The sequence below is a fragment of the Aeromicrobium sp. CTD01-1L150 genome, from assembly GCF_041951745.1.
Lineage (GTDB): Bacteria > Actinomycetota > Actinomycetes > Propionibacteriales > Nocardioidaceae > Aeromicrobium.
In genome coordinates this window covers 1,454,990-1,472,634 of record NZ_CP169555.1, presented here as the reverse complement: position 1 = coordinate 1,472,634, position 17,645 = coordinate 1,454,990, and the positions used below count along the sequence as shown (strand labels likewise).

The 17,645-nt window shown below is 69.0% G+C and carries 18 protein-coding genes and 1 tRNA gene; 10 read left to right on the top strand and 9 right to left on the bottom strand.

From position 1 onward, the window contains the following. The first annotated feature begins 154 nt into the window (after positions 1-154). The 5 genes from ACEVFP_RS07290 to ACEVFP_RS07270 all read left to right on the top strand — a co-directional run bounded on the left by ACEVFP_RS07290 (position 155) and on the right by ACEVFP_RS07270 (position 4,672). The gene (locus ACEVFP_RS07290) at positions 155-1,162 is read left to right on the top strand and encodes an ATP-binding cassette domain-containing protein (RefSeq protein WP_375002987.1); all 1,008 of its coding nucleotides are present in this window, start codon (positions 155-157) and stop codon (positions 1,160-1,162) included. After that, positions 1,159-1,965, top strand: a complete 807-nt coding sequence (locus ACEVFP_RS07285; RefSeq protein ID WP_375002986.1) for an ABC transporter permease — start codon at positions 1,159-1,161, stop codon at positions 1,963-1,965. Before ACEVFP_RS07290 ends, ACEVFP_RS07285 begins: the two co-directional genes overlap by 4 nt. 10 nt (positions 1,966-1,975) lie before the next feature. After that, a complete protein-coding gene (locus ACEVFP_RS07280) occupies positions 1,976-2,767 on the top strand; it encodes a MerR family transcriptional regulator (protein ID WP_375002985.1) in 792 nt (263 codons plus the stop codon). 96 nt (positions 2,768-2,863) lie between these two features. After that, positions 2,864-3,805, top strand: a complete 942-nt coding sequence (gene dapD, locus ACEVFP_RS07275) for a 2,3,4,5-tetrahydropyridine-2,6-dicarboxylate N-succinyltransferase (protein ID WP_375002984.1) — start codon at positions 2,864-2,866, stop codon at positions 3,803-3,805. 42 nt (positions 3,806-3,847) lie between these two features. After that, a complete protein-coding gene (locus ACEVFP_RS07270) occupies positions 3,848-4,672 on the top strand; it encodes a hypothetical protein (RefSeq protein WP_375002983.1) in 825 nt (274 codons plus the stop codon). Here the strand turns inward: ACEVFP_RS07270 and ACEVFP_RS07265 are convergent. Genes ACEVFP_RS07265 through ACEVFP_RS07255 form a run of 3 tightly spaced genes read right to left on the bottom strand, consistent with a single transcriptional unit; the run spans position 4,665 to position 8,406 of the window. Continuing rightward, on the bottom strand, positions 4,665-6,083 hold the full coding sequence (locus ACEVFP_RS07265) for an FGGY-family carbohydrate kinase (protein ID WP_375002982.1): 1,419 nt from the start codon (positions 6,081-6,083) through the stop codon (positions 4,665-4,667). The two genes, ACEVFP_RS07270 and ACEVFP_RS07265, sit on opposite strands and share 8 nt — an antisense overlap. Continuing rightward, entirely contained in the window at positions 6,080-7,588 is a 1,509-nt protein-coding gene (locus ACEVFP_RS07260; RefSeq protein WP_375002981.1) for an FAD-binding oxidoreductase, read from the bottom strand. The genes ACEVFP_RS07265 and ACEVFP_RS07260 overlap by 4 nt, the downstream gene beginning before the upstream one ends. A 38-nt stretch (positions 7,589-7,626) precedes the next feature. After that, on the bottom strand, positions 7,627-8,406 hold the full coding sequence (locus ACEVFP_RS07255) for an SDR family oxidoreductase (RefSeq protein ID WP_375002979.1): 780 nt from the start codon (positions 8,404-8,406) through the stop codon (positions 7,627-7,629). A 76-nt stretch (positions 8,407-8,482) separates the two neighbouring features. Here ACEVFP_RS07255 and ACEVFP_RS07250 point away from each other — a divergent pair, with 76 nt between their 5' ends. After that, positions 8,483-9,337, top strand: coding sequence for an IclR family transcriptional regulator (locus tag ACEVFP_RS07250; RefSeq protein WP_375002977.1), 855 nt, complete (start codon positions 8,483-8,485; stop codon positions 9,335-9,337). Positions 9,338-9,477: 140 nt separating this feature from the next. Here ACEVFP_RS07250 and ACEVFP_RS07245 read toward each other — a convergent pair whose 3' ends face one another. Continuing rightward, entirely contained in the window at positions 9,478-11,100 is a 1,623-nt protein-coding gene (locus ACEVFP_RS07245; protein WP_375002976.1) for a hypothetical protein, read from the bottom strand. 393 nt (positions 11,101-11,493) lie between these two features. Between ACEVFP_RS07245 and ACEVFP_RS07240 the strand changes: the two genes are divergently transcribed. Together ACEVFP_RS07240 and ACEVFP_RS07235 are read left to right on the top strand one after the other, a co-directional pair. Beyond that, positions 11,494-12,543, top strand: coding sequence for an HpcH/HpaI aldolase/citrate lyase family protein (locus tag ACEVFP_RS07240; protein WP_375002975.1), 1,050 nt, complete (start codon positions 11,494-11,496; stop codon positions 12,541-12,543). A gap of 11 nt (positions 12,544-12,554) precedes the next feature. Beyond that, positions 12,555-13,430: an HpcH/HpaI aldolase/citrate lyase family protein gene (locus ACEVFP_RS07235; RefSeq protein WP_375002974.1), complete on the top strand. Its 876-nt coding sequence runs from the start codon at positions 12,555-12,557 to the stop codon at positions 13,428-13,430. A 99-nt stretch (positions 13,431-13,529) separates the two neighbouring features. Here the strand turns inward: ACEVFP_RS07235 and ACEVFP_RS07230 are convergent, their stop codons facing one another. From ACEVFP_RS07230 to ACEVFP_RS07215, 4 genes are all read right to left on the bottom strand, one after another. Next, complete coding sequence (locus ACEVFP_RS07230) at positions 13,530-13,778, bottom strand: hypothetical protein (protein ID WP_375002972.1); 249 nt, start codon at positions 13,776-13,778, stop codon at positions 13,530-13,532. A gap of 301 nt (positions 13,779-14,079) precedes the next feature. Further along, on the bottom strand, positions 14,080-15,195 hold the full coding sequence (locus tag ACEVFP_RS07225; protein ID WP_375002971.1) for an aromatic acid exporter family protein: 1,116 nt from the start codon (positions 15,193-15,195) through the stop codon (positions 14,080-14,082). A 10-nt stretch (positions 15,196-15,205) separates the two neighbouring features. Beyond that, complete coding sequence (locus tag ACEVFP_RS07220) at positions 15,206-15,499, bottom strand: GroES family chaperonin (RefSeq protein WP_375003784.1); 294 nt, start codon at positions 15,497-15,499, stop codon at positions 15,206-15,208. Positions 15,500-15,530: 31 nt separating this feature from the next. Then, positions 15,531-15,776, bottom strand: a complete 246-nt coding sequence (locus ACEVFP_RS07215; protein ID WP_375002969.1) for a DUF3618 domain-containing protein — start codon at positions 15,774-15,776, stop codon at positions 15,531-15,533. A 47-nt stretch (positions 15,777-15,823) separates the two neighbouring features. On the opposite strand from ACEVFP_RS07215, the gene bcp reads away from it, so the two are divergent. Next, positions 15,824-16,300 carry a thioredoxin-dependent thiol peroxidase gene (gene bcp, locus ACEVFP_RS07210; RefSeq protein ID WP_375002967.1) on the top strand — a complete coding sequence of 159 codons (477 nt, stop codon included), beginning with the start codon at positions 15,824-15,826 and terminating at the stop codon, positions 16,298-16,300. Between the two features lie 235 nt (positions 16,301-16,535). Then, a tRNA-Leu gene (locus tag ACEVFP_RS07205) sits at positions 16,536-16,618 on the top strand. 103 nt (positions 16,619-16,721) lie between these two features. On the opposite strand, the gene ACEVFP_RS07200 is transcribed toward ACEVFP_RS07205, so the two are convergent. Then, positions 16,722-17,576, bottom strand: a complete 855-nt coding sequence (locus ACEVFP_RS07200; protein WP_375002966.1) for a helix-turn-helix domain-containing protein — start codon at positions 17,574-17,576, stop codon at positions 16,722-16,724. Positions 17,577-17,645 lie beyond the last annotated feature (69 nt).

The following is a 17,645-nucleotide window of genomic DNA, read 5'->3' as shown; positions in this document are numbered from 1 at the left end:
ACCCGCGTCGCCCGCGGTGCCCTTGCGAGTTCCCACGAACACCCGTTCGCCCCACTGCCCAACCACGCCGTGACTGCGCTCGACACAGCCTCCCTGACGCTGGGGAGGGCCGAGGCTTGACCCTGACGCAGGGTCAACCCTGGACAGTGGCGCCATGACCATGGAAACCAAGACGCTTGCGCCAGCGATCGAGGTCGCTGGCTTGCGCAAGTCCTTCGACGACAACGACGTGCTGCGGGGGATCAACCTCACCGTCCCCGCCGGCTCTGTCTATGCCCTGCTCGGTCCCAACGGGGCCGGCAAGACGACCGTCGTACGCATCCTCACCACACTCATCACCGGTGACGGCGGTACCGCGACGGTCCTCGGCCACGATGTCAGCACCAATCCCAACGCCATCCGCCTGCGGATCGGGGTCACCGGCCAGTTCTCGGCGGTCGACGAGCTGCTCACCGGTCGCGAGAACCTGCAGCTGATGGCGGACCTCAACCACCTGCCGCGTCAGCAGGGCCGCGCCCGCGCGCAGGAGCTGCTGGAGCGGTTCGACCTCATCGACGCCGCGGACCGGGGCTCAGCGACGTACTCCGGCGGCATGAGGCGCCGGCTCGATCTCGCCATGACACTGGTCGCCTCACCACGGCTGATCTTCCTCGACGAGCCGAGCACCGGCCTCGACCCGCGAAGCCGGCGCGAGCTGTGGCAGATCATCCGAGAGCTCATCAACGACGGGGTCACCATCTTCCTCACCACGCAGTACCTCGAGGAGGCAGATGAGCTCGCCCACCAGGTCGGTGTTCTTGACGGCGGTCGCCTGGTTGCCGAGGGCACCCCGGCGGAGCTCAAAGGTCAGGTGCCGGGCGGAACGGTCGAGGTGACGTACACCGACTCCGCCGCACTGGCACGGGCCGCCGGCTTGATCGAGGGCGCCTTCGCCGACCAGGAGTCGCTCACCCTGAGCGTGCCACACGACGGCAGCCTCGCGGCGCTTCAGCAACTGGTCGGTCGCCTCGACAACGAAGCAGTCGCTGGCCTGGAGGTTCGCACTCCGGACCTCGACGACGTCTTCCTCGCCCTGACCGGTCACCGCCCTGAGTCCGCGGACGACAGCGCGGAGACGTCGAACACCACCCAGCACCCGACGACCGAGGAGGTAGCGCGATGAGTGCTCCCGTCACTGCCAACACCGGACCCGACGCGGTTCGAGACAGCTGGACGATGCTGCGCCGCAACCTGCTGCAAATGGTCCGCTACAAGTCTCTGACCTTGATGCTGATCGCTCAGCCGCTCATCTTCCTGGTGTTGTTCGTCTATGTCTTCGGCGGCACGATGGGCGCCGGCCTCCCCGGCGGCGACGGCCGTGCGGACTACATCGCCTACATCATGCCGGCGATCGTGGTTCTGACGGTCGTCTCGGTCTCGCTCAGCACCGCCTACACGATCGCCCTCGACATGGAGAAGGGGATCGTCGACCGGTTCCGCACGATGGCGATCGCGAGGTCAGCGGTTCTCACCGGCCGAGTGCTCGGAGCGATCGTCTTCACCGCCATCGCCTTCGTCGTCGTGATCGCGGTGGCGCTCCTGCTCGGCTTCAGAAGTGACGCAACGGTGCTCGGCTGGCTCGGTGTGGTCGGTCTCGTCCTACTGATGACCCTCGCGCTGACGTGGGCCACCGTCGCGCTCGGCCTGTCCGCGCCGAACGCCGAGACGGCGAGCAACACCCCGATGCCGTTGATGTTCCTGCCCTTCCTCTCAAGCGGCTTCGTGCCCACCGACTCGATGCCCGTCGCGATCCGCTGGTTCGCCGAGTACCAGCCGTTCACGCCGATGATCGACACGCTGCGCGCCTGGCTGTCCGGAGCCGACGCCGGCTCCGACGCCTGGCTGGCCATCGGCTGGTGCGTGCTGATCGGGGTCGGGTGCTACGTGTGGGCGCGTCGCCTGTTCACCAAGGTGCGGGCCAGCTGAGACCGGCATCATGGACGCCATGCTGACCATCGGACAACTGGCCTCCTACGCAGGCGTGACGGTTCGGGCAGTACGCCACTACCACCAGGTGGGGCTGCTGCCCGAGCCCGAGCGCGACGACTCGGGCTACCGCCGTTACGGCGCCCTCGCGGTCGTCGAGCTCACCAAGATCCGCACCCTCGCAGACGCCGGCGTGCCGTTGTCGAAGGTGGACGAGCTGCTCAAGGCCGACGCCGCGACGTTCGCGGAGGCGGTCAAGGAGATCGACAGGTCGCTGCGCGGCGAGATCAAGCGGCTGCAGACCAACCGCAGACAGATTGCCCAGCTCGCTGGTGGCGACAGCCTGGTGGTCCCACCGGACGTGGTGGCCTACCTCGACCGGCTGCGCGAGCTCGGGGTGACGGAACGGATGGTCGAAGCCGAGCGGGACGGCTGGATCCTCATCGCGGCCCGCTGGCCCGACCGGATATCGGAGTGGATGCCGGAGAAGTTCGCTCAGCTCGAGAACCCACGGCTGGTCCGGCTCTACCACATCCTCGGGGAGGTCTTGGACACCGAGACGGACGACTCGCAGATGGAGGAGGCCGCCGACATCCTGGCCGAGCTCGCCGAACAGGCAGACGAGCGGGGCGAGCTGAGCACCGACGACGAGGCCTTCGACGACGAGGCGTTCGTCGAGCTGCTCGATGCGCTCGTCGTCGAGTCCGATCCACGCGGCCAGCGGATACTGGAGAAGATGCGCGAGCGCGGCTGGACCGGCTGGACCCGGTTGGAACGTACTGAGACCACAGCTCCGAACTGACGGCCGACCTGTTCACTTCGGTCGACTCGCCGCCAGGTCGTCGGCGACGGTGGACGGGTGCGCCGGGGTTCGGACGGACTCGATACCTTGGGGCCCATGAGCGAGCAGCATCCCGGCGCCCACGGCTATGGCGTCGCCACCCTGACCGAGGACGCCGACGTGCTGGACGTCTGGTTCCCCGAGCCTCGTCTCGGCGCGCCGTCGGAGCACGACTTCGAGCCCGACGGACTCAGCGCCCTCGGTGGCGAGGACCCGATCCGCCGTGTCCGCAAGGCCGTCGTGCACGTCGTCATCGACGACCTCGCCCAGGCACCCACGGACGCCTACGACGTCTACCTGCGTCTGCACCTGCTCTCGCACCGGCTCGTCCAGCCCCACGGACTCAGTCTCGAGGGCCAGTTCGGCCTGCTCTCCAACGTCGTGTGGACGACCATCGGCCCGTGTGCCGTCGAGGGATTCGAGCTGACCCGCGCCCGTGCCCGCGCAGCCGGCAAGGACCTCAACGTCACCAGCATCGACAAGTTCCCCCGCATGACCGACTACGTCATCCCCACCGGTGTGCGCATCGGCGATGCCGACCGCGTCCGTCTGGGAGCCCACCTCGCCGCGGGCACCACGGTGATGCACGAGGGGTTCGTCAACTTCAATGCCGGCACCCTCGGTCACGCCATGGTCGAGGGCCGCATCTCCGCCGGCGTCGTGGTGGGCCACGGCACCGACGTGGGCGGCGGCGCCTCCATCATGGGAACACTCTCCGGTGGCGGCAGCGAGGTCATCAGCATCGGTGAGAACTCCCTGCTCGGCGCCAACGCCGGCATCGGCATCTCGCTCGGCAACGACTGCGTGGTCGCCGCCGGCACCTACGTCACCGCCGGCACCAAGGTTCGCACTCCCGACGGTCAGGTCGTGAAGGCCGCAGAGCTGTCCGGTCAGGACAACCTGTTGTTCCTGACCAACAGCGAGACCGGCGCTGTCGAGGCACGTATGCGCGGTGGACGCACTGGTATCGAGCTGAACTCCGAGCTCCATGCCAATTGACCCAGGGCCGGCTGAAGCGGAGCCCCTTGGGCTCAGCGGGTCATGAAGTTCCGCGCGGCACTCGCCATCGGGCTCCTGGCTGCCCTGATCATCGTCGCTGTCGCGGTTCGCGAGCGCACTCCGCTGCGCAGCGAGTACTGCGTGGCCGAGGTGGGCGACACCCGCGCCCGCGTGGACCTGGAGCAGGCCCAGTGGGCCTCGCTCATGTCCGCCATCGGTCAGACCCGCGGGCTCCCGCCCCGTGCGACGACCATCGCCATCGCGACCGCCTTCCAGGAGTCCAAGGTCCGCAACATCGACTACGGCGACCGCGACTCCGTCGGACTGTTCCAGCAGCGTCCGTCCCAGGGCTGGGGCACGCCCGAGCAGATCATGGACCCGCACTTCGCCATCGCCGCCTTCTACGACGGCCTGGAGCAGGTCGACGGCTATGAGTCGATGGAGATCACCGACGCTGCTCAGGAGGTGCAGCGCTCGGCCTACCCGAAGGCCTACGCGCAGCACGAGCCCTATGCCCGGGCCCTCGCCTCCTCGTTGCGGGGCTTCTCCCCCGGCGCCTTCACGTGCCAGGTCAACCCCGCGGGCGGCGGGTCGTTCGATGCCGTGCGCTCCGACCTGGAGGCGGCCTTCGGCGAGAGCGACGTGCGCACCGAGAACAGCTCCCTCACGGTGGCTCCCGCGGGTGACGACGACGAGATGCGCAGCGCATCGGGCTGGGCCTACGCCCACTACCTCGTCGCCAACGCCGGTCACCTACGTCTGGCATCCGTGGCGTTCGACGGCCGGCAGTGGACGGCAGAGGACTCCGTCGACGGGTGGGTCGAGCACGAGCCCGCCACCGACGAGGTCGTCGTGACCCTCAGCTGAGAGTCGCGATGGCGTGGTGGAGCGGGTCAGTGCGCTCCCGCAGTCCGCGGTAGACCTGCCGCACCTCTCGATAGCGGCGTCGCGCATCGGGATCGGGGCCGAACACGTCACCCGGACGCATCATCGCCTCCACGGCAGTCTCGACGTCGCGATGGACGCCGGCGCCGACGGCGGCGCAGATCGCTGCCCCGAGTCCGGCGGCGTCAGGCACGGCGCTGCGCTGCGCCGGACGATCGAAGACGTCGGAGACGATCTGCATCACCAGGTTCGAGCGCGCACCACCGCCGGCGACCACCAGTCGGGGCGCGCGGTGCCCGAGGGCCGTCTCCATGGCCTCGGCGTGGTCGCACATCGTCAGGACGATCCCCTCGATGATCGAGCGGTGCAGGTGGTGGGGCCCGTGCGAGCCATCCAGTCCGAGGAATGCCCCACGCCGCGACGGTGCGTCGGCTGGAGCCAGCCAGTCCGGCAGCGTCATCAGGCCTGCGCACCCCGCCGGCACGTCTCGCGCCCCGGCGTCCAGCCACTCCTCGACATCATCTGGGTCCACCAGGTCGGGCGCCGCGGAGCTGACCAGCTGGCGCAACCAGGAGACAGTCCACATCCCCCGACGGACGCCGGCGCTCTCCACGAGCTGGCGCCCCGGCACCGCCGCCGCGTTGAGCCAGTACCGGTCGTCGGCGCCGGCCGGGGCGTCCGCCACCGTCATCGACGTCACGTACGTCCCCAGGGACAGCACGAGCGTGCCGGGCGCGAGAAGTCCGGCTCCCAGGGCCTCGACTGCCTTGTCGTTCGCCGTCGCGTGCACCGGCACACCGGACGCAAGCCCCGTCTGGTCGGCCGCCTCCTCGCTCACCCGACCGAGCAGTCCCCCCGGTTCGACGAGCTCGGGCAGCAACGAGAGCGGCATCCCGGTCCGTGCCAGCTCCTCCGGTCGGGTCGACCACCGCTGCCGCTCGTGGTCGATCGGCCACATCCCCTGGTAGCTGGCTGCGCTGTCTCGTCGCGCACCGGTCAGCCGGACGGCAAGGTACCCGCCGGCGCTGCACACCGTGGTGACCGCGTCGTCGACGTCGCCCAAGGGGCGGGACACGCGCTCATCCATCCAGCTCTGCACCGGTTCGACCAGTCGGCCGTCCGCGCCCACCAGGGCCCGGCAGAAGCGGATGCCGCACAGCCCCACCGCGACGATGTCGCGCGGGTCCCCGTCGAAGGAGGCGAGCACCGCGCGGCACGCCTGCGTCAGAGTGTCCCAGAGATCGTCGTCCGGATGCACGGCACGACCGCCGGGTCCCAGCTCGTACGGCCGCAGAGGGACCTGCGCCGACGCGTGGACGGCGCCCGAGGCATCGATGATCGAGACCTTGGTGCTCTGGGAACCACCGTCGATGGCGCACAGGTAGACGGTCATGGCGCGGTCGCGGACGACAGTGGGTCGAGCACTGCGTCGCCCTCGGCATCGACGGGGAAGAGCGCGCCGGGATTCATGACGTTGTCGGGGTCGAAGGCCCGCTTCAACCCGGCGAGCACGTGGTAGGCGCTCCCGTGCTCGGCCTGGATCCACGGCGTGCGGTACTTGCCGACGCCGTGGTGGTGCACCATCGACCCTCCGGCACGCAGTGCCTCCTCCACGATGATCGCGTTCAGGGGGAGGTGGTACTCATCGATCTCCTCCCTCGGGTCGCAGTTGATGTCGTAGTCGTACACGAAGTACAGGTTGGTGCCGCTCTGGTAGGAGTGCGACGAGTGCGCCCCGAGCAGCGTGAGGTCCGACGCCCGCGGGAACGACGTGCGGATCCTGCTCATCACCGCCTCGTACAGCTCGGCCGTCCGGGACCAGTCCACCGACACCTCCGTGGTGTAGGCGAGGTGCCGGGTGCGCAGCATCTCGGCCTTCTCCGCCTCGATCTTGTCCGGACCCCAGTTCAGGTTCTCGAACCAGGTACGGATCTGCTCCGAGGGCACCTCCTCGTGCTCGACTCCCACGGCCATCTCCTTGATCGCCCCCGTGGTCGCCTCCACCAGGGGATGCGGGCCCTCGACGGCGAACACCACCAGGTGTCGGTCCTGCGGATGGTCGCTGAAGTGCTGGCGGGCGTCCTGTGGGGAGTACAGGCGCGCCACGGACGGGCGATACCCAGCCGTGACCACCTCGCGCAGCAGCCCGACACCCTCGGCGAAGTCCGGCACGGTCAGTCCCACGTACCGGGTGTTGTCCGGATACCAGCGGAACAGCTTGAGGGTCACCTCGGTGACATAGGCCAGAGCACCCTCGTTGCCGATCACGACGTGCCGGATGTCCGGACCGGCAGCACGGCGGGGAACGTTCTTGATCCGGGCGACCTGACCGTCGGCGAAGACGGCCTCGAGCCCGACGACGAGGTCCTCGATCCCGCCGTACAGCGTGGAGAACTGCCCGATCGAGCGGGTGGCAACCAGCCCGCCCAGCTGCGCGATCGGCTTGGACTGGGGCGAGTGACCGGTGGTGAGCCCCTGCTCCCGCAGCGTGTCCTCGAGCGTCTGCAACGGCACGCCGCACTGGGCCGTGACCATCATGTTCTCGGTGTCGACGTGGATCACCCGGTTCATCCGCGAGCCGTCCACGACGAGCGCGCCCTCCACCACCACCTCGAGCCCTCCCTCGGTGCTGGTGCCACCGGTCCGCGGGACCACGGCCACGTGCTCACGGCGCGCGTACTGCAGGACGGCAGCCACCTGCTCGGCCGACGTGGGGTACACGATCGCCGACGGCAGCGGTCCGTCGTAGATCCCGTGCACGGCCGAGTACTTGCGGAACCGGTCGACACTGCTCTCACGGAGCCGTTGCTCGTCGGTGTCGACCTGGTCGGGGCCGAGCAGCTCGGTGACGTCACGGACGATGTCCTCGCGCGGTGAAGCCTGGGGGGTGCGGACCATGGGTGGGGCCTTCCTTGGGGAGACGGGTGAGGGCTGGGTCATCGGACGAGGTATCCACCGTCGACGACGAGGACATGACCGTTGACGTAGTCGGACGCGCTCGAGGCCAGGAAGACGACGGCGCCCATCAGGTCGGCCGGGTCACCCCAGCGTCCTGCAGGGATGTGCTCGACGATCCGCTCGTTCGCGTGGTCGTCGGCTCGGGTGGCGGCTGTGATCGCGGTGGCGAAGTAGCCGGGGGCGATCGCGTTCACCTGGACGCCGTGCTCGGCCAGCTCGTCGCAGTACGCCTTGGTGAAGCCGACGATCCCCGCCTTGGTGGCCGCGTAGGCCGGGGAGGTCCGTCCGCCGAGAAAGGAGAAGAGTGAGGCGATGTTGACGATCTTCCCGCCGCCGCCATGAGCCATCTCCGCTCCGGCGTGACGGGCGAGCTCGAAGGCGGCGGTCAGGTTCACCGCGACCATCGGGTCCCACTGGGCGCGGTCGAACTCGGTGACGTCGGCCGTCACGCAGACTCCGGCGGAGTTCACGACGACGTCGACTCCCCCGAGCTCGTCGATGCACTGCCTCACCACTCGCTCCGGTTCTCCGGCGGCCGTGAGATCGGCGTGGGTCCAGGCGTATCGCCGGCCGCAGTCGGTGACGAGCCGCTCGGTATCGCCGTCGTCGTCGAGGAGGGACGGCACGAACACGTCGGCTCCCGCCCGGGCCAGCGCCACGGTGAAAGCCTGTCCGAGACCGGTGTTCCCCCCGGTGACCAGCGCACGCCGGCCGGCCAGGGAGAACGCGTCGAGGGAGAAGTCGGTCAACGTCGTCACGTCCCCACCCGACCGCATCGAGCACCTTTAGCGCAACCAGTGTTGTGTATATGTCAACTCGCGTAGGCTTCGGGGCATGCCCTCTCCTCCGAGCTCCCGGCGCAACAGCTCTGGACTGGCCCGCGACGTGGAGATCCTCGACCTGCTCGCCGAAGCCGGTGAGCAAGGCCTCGGCGTCGTCCGGATCGCCCAGCTCCTGGGTCGCGACAAGGCAGCCATGTCCCGTGCCCTCGCGACGCTTGCCGACGCCGGACTCATCGACCGCGACTCCCGCCAGCTCAGCTACCGGCTGGGGTCGAGGCTCTACGCCATCGCGGCGCGCACCCAGGAGGCGTCGCTGGACCACCGCGCCCGTCCGATCCTGCGCAGCATGGTTCATGCCCTGCGCGAGACCGCGCACCTGTGCGTCCTGCGCGCCGGCAACGTGTTGACGCTCGCGAGCGAGCCGAGTCCCCGGATGGTGGGCACTGCGCCGTGGACCGGCATGGTGGCCGCGGCGTGGCGGACCCCCTCCGGACGCGCCCTGCTCAGCGACTGGGACCGCAGCAGCGTCGATGAGTGGTACGCGGTGCACGGGCGCGACGCCGCCCTGGTGGACCAGGCCCCACCCGGCGACGCGGGAGTGTTCGGGGTGCTCGAGGAGCCGACGCCCACCACACGCGTGGTCCATGACCTCCCGTCGCTGCACACCGAGCTCACGAGGATCCGGCAACGCGGCTACGCCACCTCCGACGAGGAGCTCGAGCACGGCGTCGTGGCGGCGTCGGCCCCGGTCCGCGACGCGGCCGGAACGATTGTCGCGGCGCTCAACGTGAGCGCACCGAAGTCACGCCTCGGCGGACGACTGGACGAGCTCGGGAGCCACGTCGCCGCATACGCACACACCCTCACGGTCGAGCTCGGCGCCCCGGGGCGGCCAGCCGACCAGTAGCGCAACCGCTGACTGCCGCGGGACACGGAAGGCCCCGTCGCCCCGGCCGGTCTCCCGGAAGCCGGTCGCTCCGGTGTGCGGGTCCCTGACAGCACCGGAGGGAGACCGCCCGTGGCGGTCCCCCTCCGGCACCTTCGGTCCTACTCCGAGCGGAGCAGCGCGATCCCCAGCACGGCACAGAGGCCGCTCACGAGCAGCAGCCACAGCGGTCGCCGGCGTCTGGTGTCGACCGGACCGGTGACTACCGGCACCGCTGACGGCACCGACCACACGGACTGGACGTCCGGGACACGCGGCACCGCCGCCATCTCAGAACGCGGCGTCCGCAGCGCGACGAAGCCGGCCAGCATGAGCGCACCACCCAGCATGAGCAGCCACAGCGACAGACCACCCGCCGCGGGCAGCGCGCCCGTGGAGACTACCGCCGGCTTCGAAGCACCGGGCATCGTGAAGTCCACCGGGGTCGGACCCGCAGCCAGATCCGGGTCCGAATCCGGGTCGCCACCGATGACACCACCGCAGTCGCCCGGAACGCCGGCGTTGCCGGTGAGCTCGGTCACTCCGATGAGGTCGTAGCCCTGCGCCGCCGTGAACGTCACCGTCCACGGCCCGGACAGGCCGTCACCCACCGTGAACGTCGCGATGACGCCCTCGACGGCCTGCACGACGATGCTCAACAGCGGCTCGGCGAGGATGACCGGACCGTCGGCCGGGCACGTGCCGAACATCAGGTATGCCGCCTCGACCTCCGGGTCACCGCTGATGACGCCGCCGATCACACAGTCGGCCAGGCTCGTGAGTGGCCCCTGGCCCTCGGTCCAGTTCTTGCCCGGGTAGCTCCCGCCGTCGTACTCGAACGGCGGAATGATGTCGCCGGCATGACCGTCGTGACCAGCCCCCTTGATGATCGCGTTCACCGAGATCGTGATGAGCGAGTAGTCCTTCACACCGTTGTTGTCGTGACAGATGGTCACCTTCCGGATCTCGTTCGGGTCGTCGGGATCGACGACCACCACGTCGAGGCAGCCGGCGTCCAGGATGGCCTGTCCCCCGCCAGCCAGGTTCTTGCCCGGGTAGCTCCCGCCGTCGTACTCGAACGGCGGGATGATGTCGCCGGCATGACCGTCGTGACCAGCCCCCTTGATGATCGCGTTCACCGAGATCGTGATGAGCGAGTAGTCCTTCACGCCATTGTTGTCGTGACAGATGGTCACCTTCCGGATCTCGTTCGGGTCGTCGGGATCGTCAGGATCGGCCGCGGCCTCGACACAGCCAGCGTTGTAGATGGCTTGACCCGCCGCGTCCCAGTTCAGGCCCGGGTAGCTTTGCGCATCAACCTCGAAGGGCGGGATGATGTCGCCCCCATGATTGCCGTGACCTCCATTGAGGATCGCGTTGGAGGACACGGTGATCTGGTTGTATCCGTCGTCGGTGGCATGACAGATCGTGACGTCGATGTTCGCCGCGGCAGCGGCGACCTCCTGAGCCACGCGTTCAGGCGAGGCCTGCTGGTCATGCGGTGCGGGCCCCGTGTCCTGCGGAGTCGGGACGTTCTCCGGCGGCCCCTGCGGGTCGGCGGCGGGCGCTGCTGCCTGGGGCAGGGGTGCCGTCTGCTTCGGTGGTGGCGGTGGGGCCTCGACGGCCGGGGCGGCCGCCTCGGCAGTCTCGGGTGGGTCGGTGGGCACTTCGCCGGCGGCGGCCGGCGACGCGACGAACGCGCTGCTGGCCAGCAGGGCCAGCACGATCAGGATTCTCTGGAGCATGGGAGTCAGTCCGTTCGGACAGAGGAGGGAGCGGGGTGACGCGGGGACACTGCGCCGGAGCGCGGGTCGGGCGGACGTCGATCACAGGACGTCACGGAGTCGGCGGCGGACGGTGCACAAGGCACCTGACCGCGGCATGGGCCACGAATTCGTCCGTGGCTGAACGGGGACCGGCATCGCACGCGAAGCTCCTAGGTCCCTCCCACTTCGAAAGGTAGAGGTGCCCGCGGAGCTGCCGCATGAGCCGAATAGGTCTGGCTCGATGGCCCGTCGGGACTATTCGTCTCACGTCCGGCACGGGAAGCAGGCCGTCGACGCCCACCCGCCATTCGACCAGGGAGGACGACGACCATAATGAGTGGCGGCCCAGACGTCTGCAGGAAGTGTCCCCACGTGCGCAATCCCCGTGCTTTCCTTCGCCCCCTCGCCGTCGGCGCCCCCGCGCCGGCCGCCGACATCCCGTTCAAGCCGTCGCGGATGATCCACTTCTTCGACCCGAGCAACGAGAAGATGGCCGCCAAGGTCCCCGATATCGCCGCCAAGGTCGACATCATCCTCGGCAACCTCGAGGACGCGGTGAAGACGGAGAAGAAGGCGGCCGCCCGGCAGGGTCTGGTGGACGTCGCCAAGTCCACCGACTTCGGTCAGACGCAACTGTGGACCCGCGTCAACAGCCTGGACTCCCCCTGGGTGCTCGACGACCTCATCACGCTCGTCACCGAGGTCGGGCACAAGCTCGACGTCATCATGGTGCCCAAGGTCGAGGGCGCGCAGGACATCCACTACGTCGACCGGCTTCTGGCCCAGCTGGAGGCCCGCGCCGAGCTGGAGCGCCCGATCCTGGTGCACGCGATCCTCGAGACCGCCGAGGGTGTGGCCAACGTGGAGGAGATCGCCGGTGCCAGCCCGCGCATGCAGGGCATCAGCCTCGGCCCGGCCGATCTCGCCGCCAGCCGTCGCATGAAGACCACGCGTGTGGGCGGCGGCCACCCCGGCTACCTGGTGCGCGAGGACCCCACCGGTGAGGACATCACCGAGGGCCGCGCCACCTACCAGCAGGACCTGTGGCACTACACGATCGCCCGCATGGTCGACGCGTGCGCCGCCAACGACATCCTGCCGTTCTACGGCCCGTTCGGTGACATCAAGGACGTCGTCGCGTGCGAGGACCAGTTCCGCAACGCCTTCCTGCTGGGCTGCGTCGGCGCCTGGAGCCTGCACCCGGTGCAGATCGAGATCGCCAAGCGCGTCTTCTCCCCCGACCCGGCCGACGTGGCGCACGCCAAGGAGGTCGTGGAGGCGATGGGCGACGGGTCCGGGGCGGTCATGATCAACGGCAAGATGGAGGACGACGCCTCCTGCAAGCAGTGCCTCGTGATGCTCGACCTCGCCCGCTCGCTGGCCGAGCGCGACCCCGAGCTGGCCGAAGCCTACGACCTCTGAGGAGCCCTGCGATGACCGAACAGACACTGCGAGCCCGCCGCTCTGTCCTCTACATGCCCGGCGCCAACGAGCGAGCGCTGGAGAAGGCCAAGACCATCGACGCCGACGCGTTGATCCTCGACCTCGAGGACTCAGTGGCACCGGACTCCAAGGAGACCGGACGTGCCAACGTGGTCGCTGCTGTCCGCTCCGGCGAGTACGGCCACCGTGAGCTCGCGATCCGCGTGAACTCCATCGGCACCGAGTGGCACGACGACGACGTCCAGGCTGCCTGTGCGGCCGGGCCGGACGCCATCCTCGTACCCAAGGTGGAGTCCGCCGAGCAGGTGCTCCAGCTCGTCGCCGCACTGGAGTCCCACGGAGCGCCGGAGCACACCCAGCTGTGGGCGATGATCGAGACACCGCGGGCCCTGCTGCACGCCGAGGAGATCGCGGCCGCGCACGAGCGCCTCACGGTGATCGTCATGGGCACCAACGACGTCGTCAACGAGACGTTCGGGCTCCACGTACCAGGCCGCAACGCCACGGTGCTGACGTCGCTGGCCTGGACCCTCCTCGCGGTGCGTTCCGCCGGGAAGGTCATCATCGACGGCGTCTACAACGCCGTGAAGGACCCCGAGGGGTTCGAGGCCGAGGCGCGGCAGGGCCGCGAGATGGGCTTCGACGGCAAGACCCTCATCCACCCGAGCCAGGTGGAACCGGCCAACGTGGCCTTCGCACCGTCGGCCGCCGACGTCGAGAAGGCCCAGGAGCTCATCGAGACCTTCGAGCAGGCCAAGGCCAGTGGCCAGGGGGTCGTGACGTTCCAGGGCAAGATGGTCGAGGAGCTGCACGTGCGCGATGCACGACGCATCCTCGCCTTCCACTCCGCTATTCAGTCGCGCTGAGACGAGGATCCGAAGCGTGGGCAGCCGGGCATCGCCCACCCCGATGACGACAACAGGCCGAGACGTCCAGGTGGACGTCTCGGCCTGATGCATGGAACCTCAACGCAGGCTGCGTGCGCGGAAGACCTCGTTCTCGACGGAGCGCCTCATCGCCTCCATCTTGCGACGCTGGCGGACGGTCTCCAGGAGCACGGCACGGTCGATCTCCGACATCTGGTCCCAGGCGCGCTTGCGTGAGCGGTCACGCTTGGCCACGATCTTCACCTCCTCACGGGTGTGATCGGTCGTACCGGTCGGGTTCTCGATCTGGTGTGCGAGCTTGATGGGTGAGTCGTCGTTCGTGGTCATAGCGCGCCTCCTTTCTGCAGGGTCGGAAAAGTTCGGTCGACGTGGTCGAGTCTCGCGGGCAGCCATGACAAAAAAGCCGCCTCGGACCCAGGTCCGAAGCGGCACGAGTGCCAAGTGTGACTGGCTACAGGAGCAGGGCCTCGGAGGGACCGGGAACGAACGCGTCGACGCGTGCGGCATTCTTGCCGGCGTTCGTGATGTACGTGACGTCCATGATCGTTCCTCCTGTCCTGTGGGGTGCTCAGACACCGTAGCGCAGGCGCCCCTCGATGCGCGAGCGCTTTTTGCGGCGCGTCCCCGATCAGTCGAAGTCGAGGCGTTCGTCGATCTCGTCGCGGGTCGAGCCCGAGGCGTACAGCAGGTCGGCCGCGAGCGAGCGCACCTGCGCCGCGATCGACGCGGTGTTCAGGGTCATCGCGCCCGGTAGTGCGAGCACGGCGATGCGCGCCGCGTCGACGAGCTTCTGCCGGGCCTCGTCGAAGTCGTCGTCCTGGGACAGGTCGTCGGCGATGATGTCGACGGCGTCGGCCAGGGCCTCGGTGGCGAGCTCCAGGTCGGTGGGACACGCCTCGCCGTGCCGCAGCATCGCGGCCGTGCGGCGAGCGAGGACGCGCGCGTCGCGGATCGCATTGTCGAAGTCCTGCACTGCACCGAGATAGCGGCCGAGGTGGGCCCGCTGCCGCCACCGCATCGGTGACATCCGGGCGATCTCGCTGACGTTCTGCGCCGTCGCCTCCAGGTCGTCGATACCCGGCTGCAGGCTCCGGGCCCTCGCCAGGGCCGCCTCGGCTGCCTCAGCGTCCGCCTCCCGCATCGCTCGTGCCGTGCCGCGCAGCACCGACGCCAGCTGACGCAGCAGGCGCTGCACCTCGGAGTCGATGTCGCGCACAGGGTTGCGGGGCAGCAGCAGGACCATCGCCATGCCGCACAGTCCGCCGATCAGCGCATCGATGAACCGGGTCACCGCCGGATTGCCGGCATCGAAGGCCGGCACCACCGCCGTCAGCAGGACCGCTGAGTTGGCAGCCTGTGTCAGGGCCATTCCCTTGATCCCGAGCAGGGTGGCCACGATGACGCTGAGCACGACGACCGCCGCGAGCTGCAGGGTCCCCCGGCCGATGGTGAGGATGATCAGCTCGCCCACCAGGACCCCGACCGCCACCCCGACGACGATCTCCGCGAGCGTCCTGCCTCGCAGTCCAGCGCCCGCGGTGATGACGAGGATCGCCGCGACCGGTGCGAAGAACGCCTGCTGGTGGCCGAAGATCTCCGTCGCCACGAGGAACGCCACCGAGGGTGCGACGGCGAGCCGCACGAGCATGCGCCACCGTCGACGCACGTGGATGATCCGGTCACGGGCCGTCTCACCACTGGGACGCAGCCGGATGCGACGCAGCGGAACCTCGCGTCCATCCATCGTGCTCACCTCACAGGTAGAGGCCGGTCTGGCCTTCCTCGATCCGCTCGGACGCGACCGCGTGCAGGTCACGCTCGCGCAGCAGGACGAAGTCGTCGCCCCTCACCTCGACCTCGGCACGATCGTCGGGGTCGAACAGGACGCGGTCGCCGACCTCGACGGCGCGCACGTGCGCGCCCTTGGCCTCCACGCGAGCCCACTGCAGGCGTCGTCCCATCGCCGCGGTGGCCGGGATGACGATTCCACCGGAGGACGTTCGATCACTGGCGCCGTCCACACTCACCAGGAGCCGGTCGTGCAGCATCCGGATGGGCAGGCCATTACTGTCGCCCAACTCAGCTCACCAGACGTCGGATGCCGACGAGCGTCGCAACCACCGCGACGGCTCCCACCGCCACCGGGACGATCGTCTCGTACCGAGGGTTGCCCTCGGGGTCGACGAACCGGCCCTTGAGACTCTCGACACCACGCCGGGCGATGTTCTTGGGGCTGGCTCGGTCGACGAGCAGGTCGACCGAGCCGGCGATCCTGTCCAGGGCGGCCTCGATCTCCTCGACGTCCTGGGTCGTGGCTCGGCTCACGGATGGCCTTTCGTCGCGGGTGGGTGGTCGCTGCAAGGATAGGCCCCATGACGACGCGACTGCAGCCCGGTGACCCGGCCCCCGACTTCACCCTGTCCACCGACACCGGCGAGAGCATCACTCTGTCGGACCTGCGCGGCGGCAAGGTGATCGTCTACTTCTACCCCGCAGCACTCACGCCGGGCTGCACCAAGCAGGCGTGCGACTTCAGTGACTTGCTGGAGTCACTCACCGCCGAGGGGTACACCGTGCTCGGCATCTCCCCCGACAAGCCGGAGAAGCTCGCCAAGTTCCGGGAGAAGGAGGGCCTGACGATCACGCTGCTCTCCAACCCCGACAAGTCGGTCATGACGGCCTGGGGAGCCTTCGGCGAGAAGAAGCTCTACGGCAAGGTGGTCGAGGGCGTCATCCGCTCCACCGTCGTCCTCGATGCCGACGGGGTCGTCGAAGTAGCCCAGTACAACGTCAAGGCCACCGGTCACGTCGCCAAGCTGCGCCGTGACCTGGGCCTCGACGCTGCCTGAGCCACGCCTCGCCCTCCGCCTCGCCTTCTCCGCTCGGGATCAGCCACCACCACCGGAAAGCGAGCCAGGGTCGAGACCTTGACGGTGCCGTTGCGGCGCCCTGCCGGACACGCCCCCACCGCCCACCTCGCCTTCCCCGCTCGGGATCAGCCACCACCACCGGAAAGCGAGCCAGGGTCGAGACCTTGACGGTGCGGTTCCGCGCTCGCGGGTGTCGCCTATTCTTTGGGTCCGGGCCGGTGTGGTGGAACTGGTAGACACGCAGGATTTAGGATCCTGTGCTCACTGAGCGTGCAGGTTCGAGTCCTGTCACCGGCACAGCTCCCCACATGATCGACGTGCCAGCGATGTCGGGGCATGTCCTGTGTCCCGGGCGTCAGGTCGCTCCGGATGGCGGACCTCGCATTGGCAGGTGCCTGCATCACGTAGCCAAGTCGCGGGAGGCTCGGCGGTAGGCGTCGGGGGTGATGCCGGTGGCGGTGCGGAAGTCACGGGTGAGGTGCGACTGATCGGTGTAGCCAAGGTCTGCGGCGATGACCGCCAGGTCCTCGGTGGGCCGGGTCGCCAGGGCCAGGGCGACCTCTTGAAGACGGATACGACGGCTCAACCACTTGGGTCCATGCCCCAGCGTGTCGACACAGGCTCGCTGGATCGTCCGCTCGCTACGCGTGAAGCGCTCAGCGAGCGTGGGGCCGGTTCGATGGTGGATGCACTCGCGCAACTCATCCAGTACGTCGTTCGCGAGCAACCCCGCCGAGGTCGGTGCGTGCTCCACGAGGACCCGTCTGATGGCCCGGTCTGCGGCCCGTGCGCGTTCGGCGGGATCGGAACCGGCGGCGACGGTGCGCATGAGCGCATGCAGGCGTGGGTCGAGCTTCGCGGTGAGCGACACGGTGGCATCGGCAACGTGGGGCGGCGCGAGGTCACTGAGGACGGCCAGCCCTGCCGGTCGAAGCCGGATCGCGAACACCTGCCCGGTGCCATGGATGATGCGCCGCCACGCACGACCGTGCACACCGGTGACCACCAGCGGGGCAGGCACGTCACCTTCCTCGACGGTCACGTTCACCGCTGGCAGGTCGATGATCGGCTGATCCAGCCGTTCGCCCTCATCCAGCGCCCACGAGACATGCCAGTACTGATCGACCACCGCCGCCACGGCAGGATCGGGTGCGATCCAACCCGCCGCATAACGTGCCAGCCGATCCGGATAGAGCACACCAGATCGCTCAGAGGCAGCGATCGGGCGCTCCCGCGCATCACCGGCGACGGTCATGGCACCCATCCTCCCAGGCCGCCTCGCCAACCTGTCGCCTTTTTGCTATCGCGGGCCTCCTGTGCGAGC

Bases quoted from the DNA above. Each gene is read 5' to 3' on its own strand.
- ACEVFP_RS07245 (WP_375002976.1), bottom strand. From the start codon at position 11,100: ATGCTCCAGAGAATCCTGATCGTGCTGGCCCTGCTGGCCAGCAGCGCG.
- ACEVFP_RS07280 (WP_375002985.1), top strand. From the start codon at position 1,976: ATGGACGCCATGCTGACCATCGGACAACTGGCCTCCTACGCAGGCGTG.
- ACEVFP_RS07270 (WP_375002983.1), top strand. From the start codon at position 3,848: ATGAAGTTCCGCGCGGCACTCGCCATCGGGCTCCTGGCTGCCCTGATC.
- ACEVFP_RS07235 (WP_375002974.1), top strand. From the start codon at position 12,555: ATGACCGAACAGACACTGCGAGCCCGCCGCTCTGTCCTCTACATGCCC.
- ACEVFP_RS07260 (WP_375002981.1), bottom strand. From the start codon at position 7,588: ATGGTCCGCACCCCCCAGGCTTCACCGCGCGAGGACATCGTCCGTGAC.
- ACEVFP_RS07200 (WP_375002966.1), bottom strand. From the start codon at position 17,576: ATGACCGTCGCCGGTGATGCGCGGGAGCGCCCGATCGCTGCCTCTGAG.
- ACEVFP_RS07265 (WP_375002982.1), bottom strand. From the start codon at position 6,083: ATGACCGTCTACCTGTGCGCCATCGACGGTGGTTCCCAGAGCACCAAG.
- ACEVFP_RS07230 (WP_375002972.1), bottom strand. From the start codon at position 13,778: ATGACCACGAACGACGACTCACCCATCAAGCTCGCACACCAGATCGAG.
- bcp (WP_375002967.1), top strand. From the start codon at position 15,824: ATGACGACGCGACTGCAGCCCGGTGACCCGGCCCCCGACTTCACCCTG.
- dapD (WP_375002984.1), top strand. From the start codon at position 2,864: ATGAGCGAGCAGCATCCCGGCGCCCACGGCTATGGCGTCGCCACCCTG.
- ACEVFP_RS07220 (WP_375003784.1), bottom strand. From the start codon at position 15,499: ATGCTGCACGACCGGCTCCTGGTGAGTGTGGACGGCGCCAGTGATCGA.
- ACEVFP_RS07250 (WP_375002977.1), top strand. From the start codon at position 8,483: ATGCCCTCTCCTCCGAGCTCCCGGCGCAACAGCTCTGGACTGGCCCGC.
- ACEVFP_RS07225 (WP_375002971.1), bottom strand. From the start codon at position 15,195: ATGGATGGACGCGAGGTTCCGCTGCGTCGCATCCGGCTGCGTCCCAGT.
- ACEVFP_RS07290 (WP_375002987.1), top strand. From the start codon at position 155: ATGACCATGGAAACCAAGACGCTTGCGCCAGCGATCGAGGTCGCTGGC.
- ACEVFP_RS07285 (WP_375002986.1), top strand. From the start codon at position 1,159: ATGAGTGCTCCCGTCACTGCCAACACCGGACCCGACGCGGTTCGAGAC.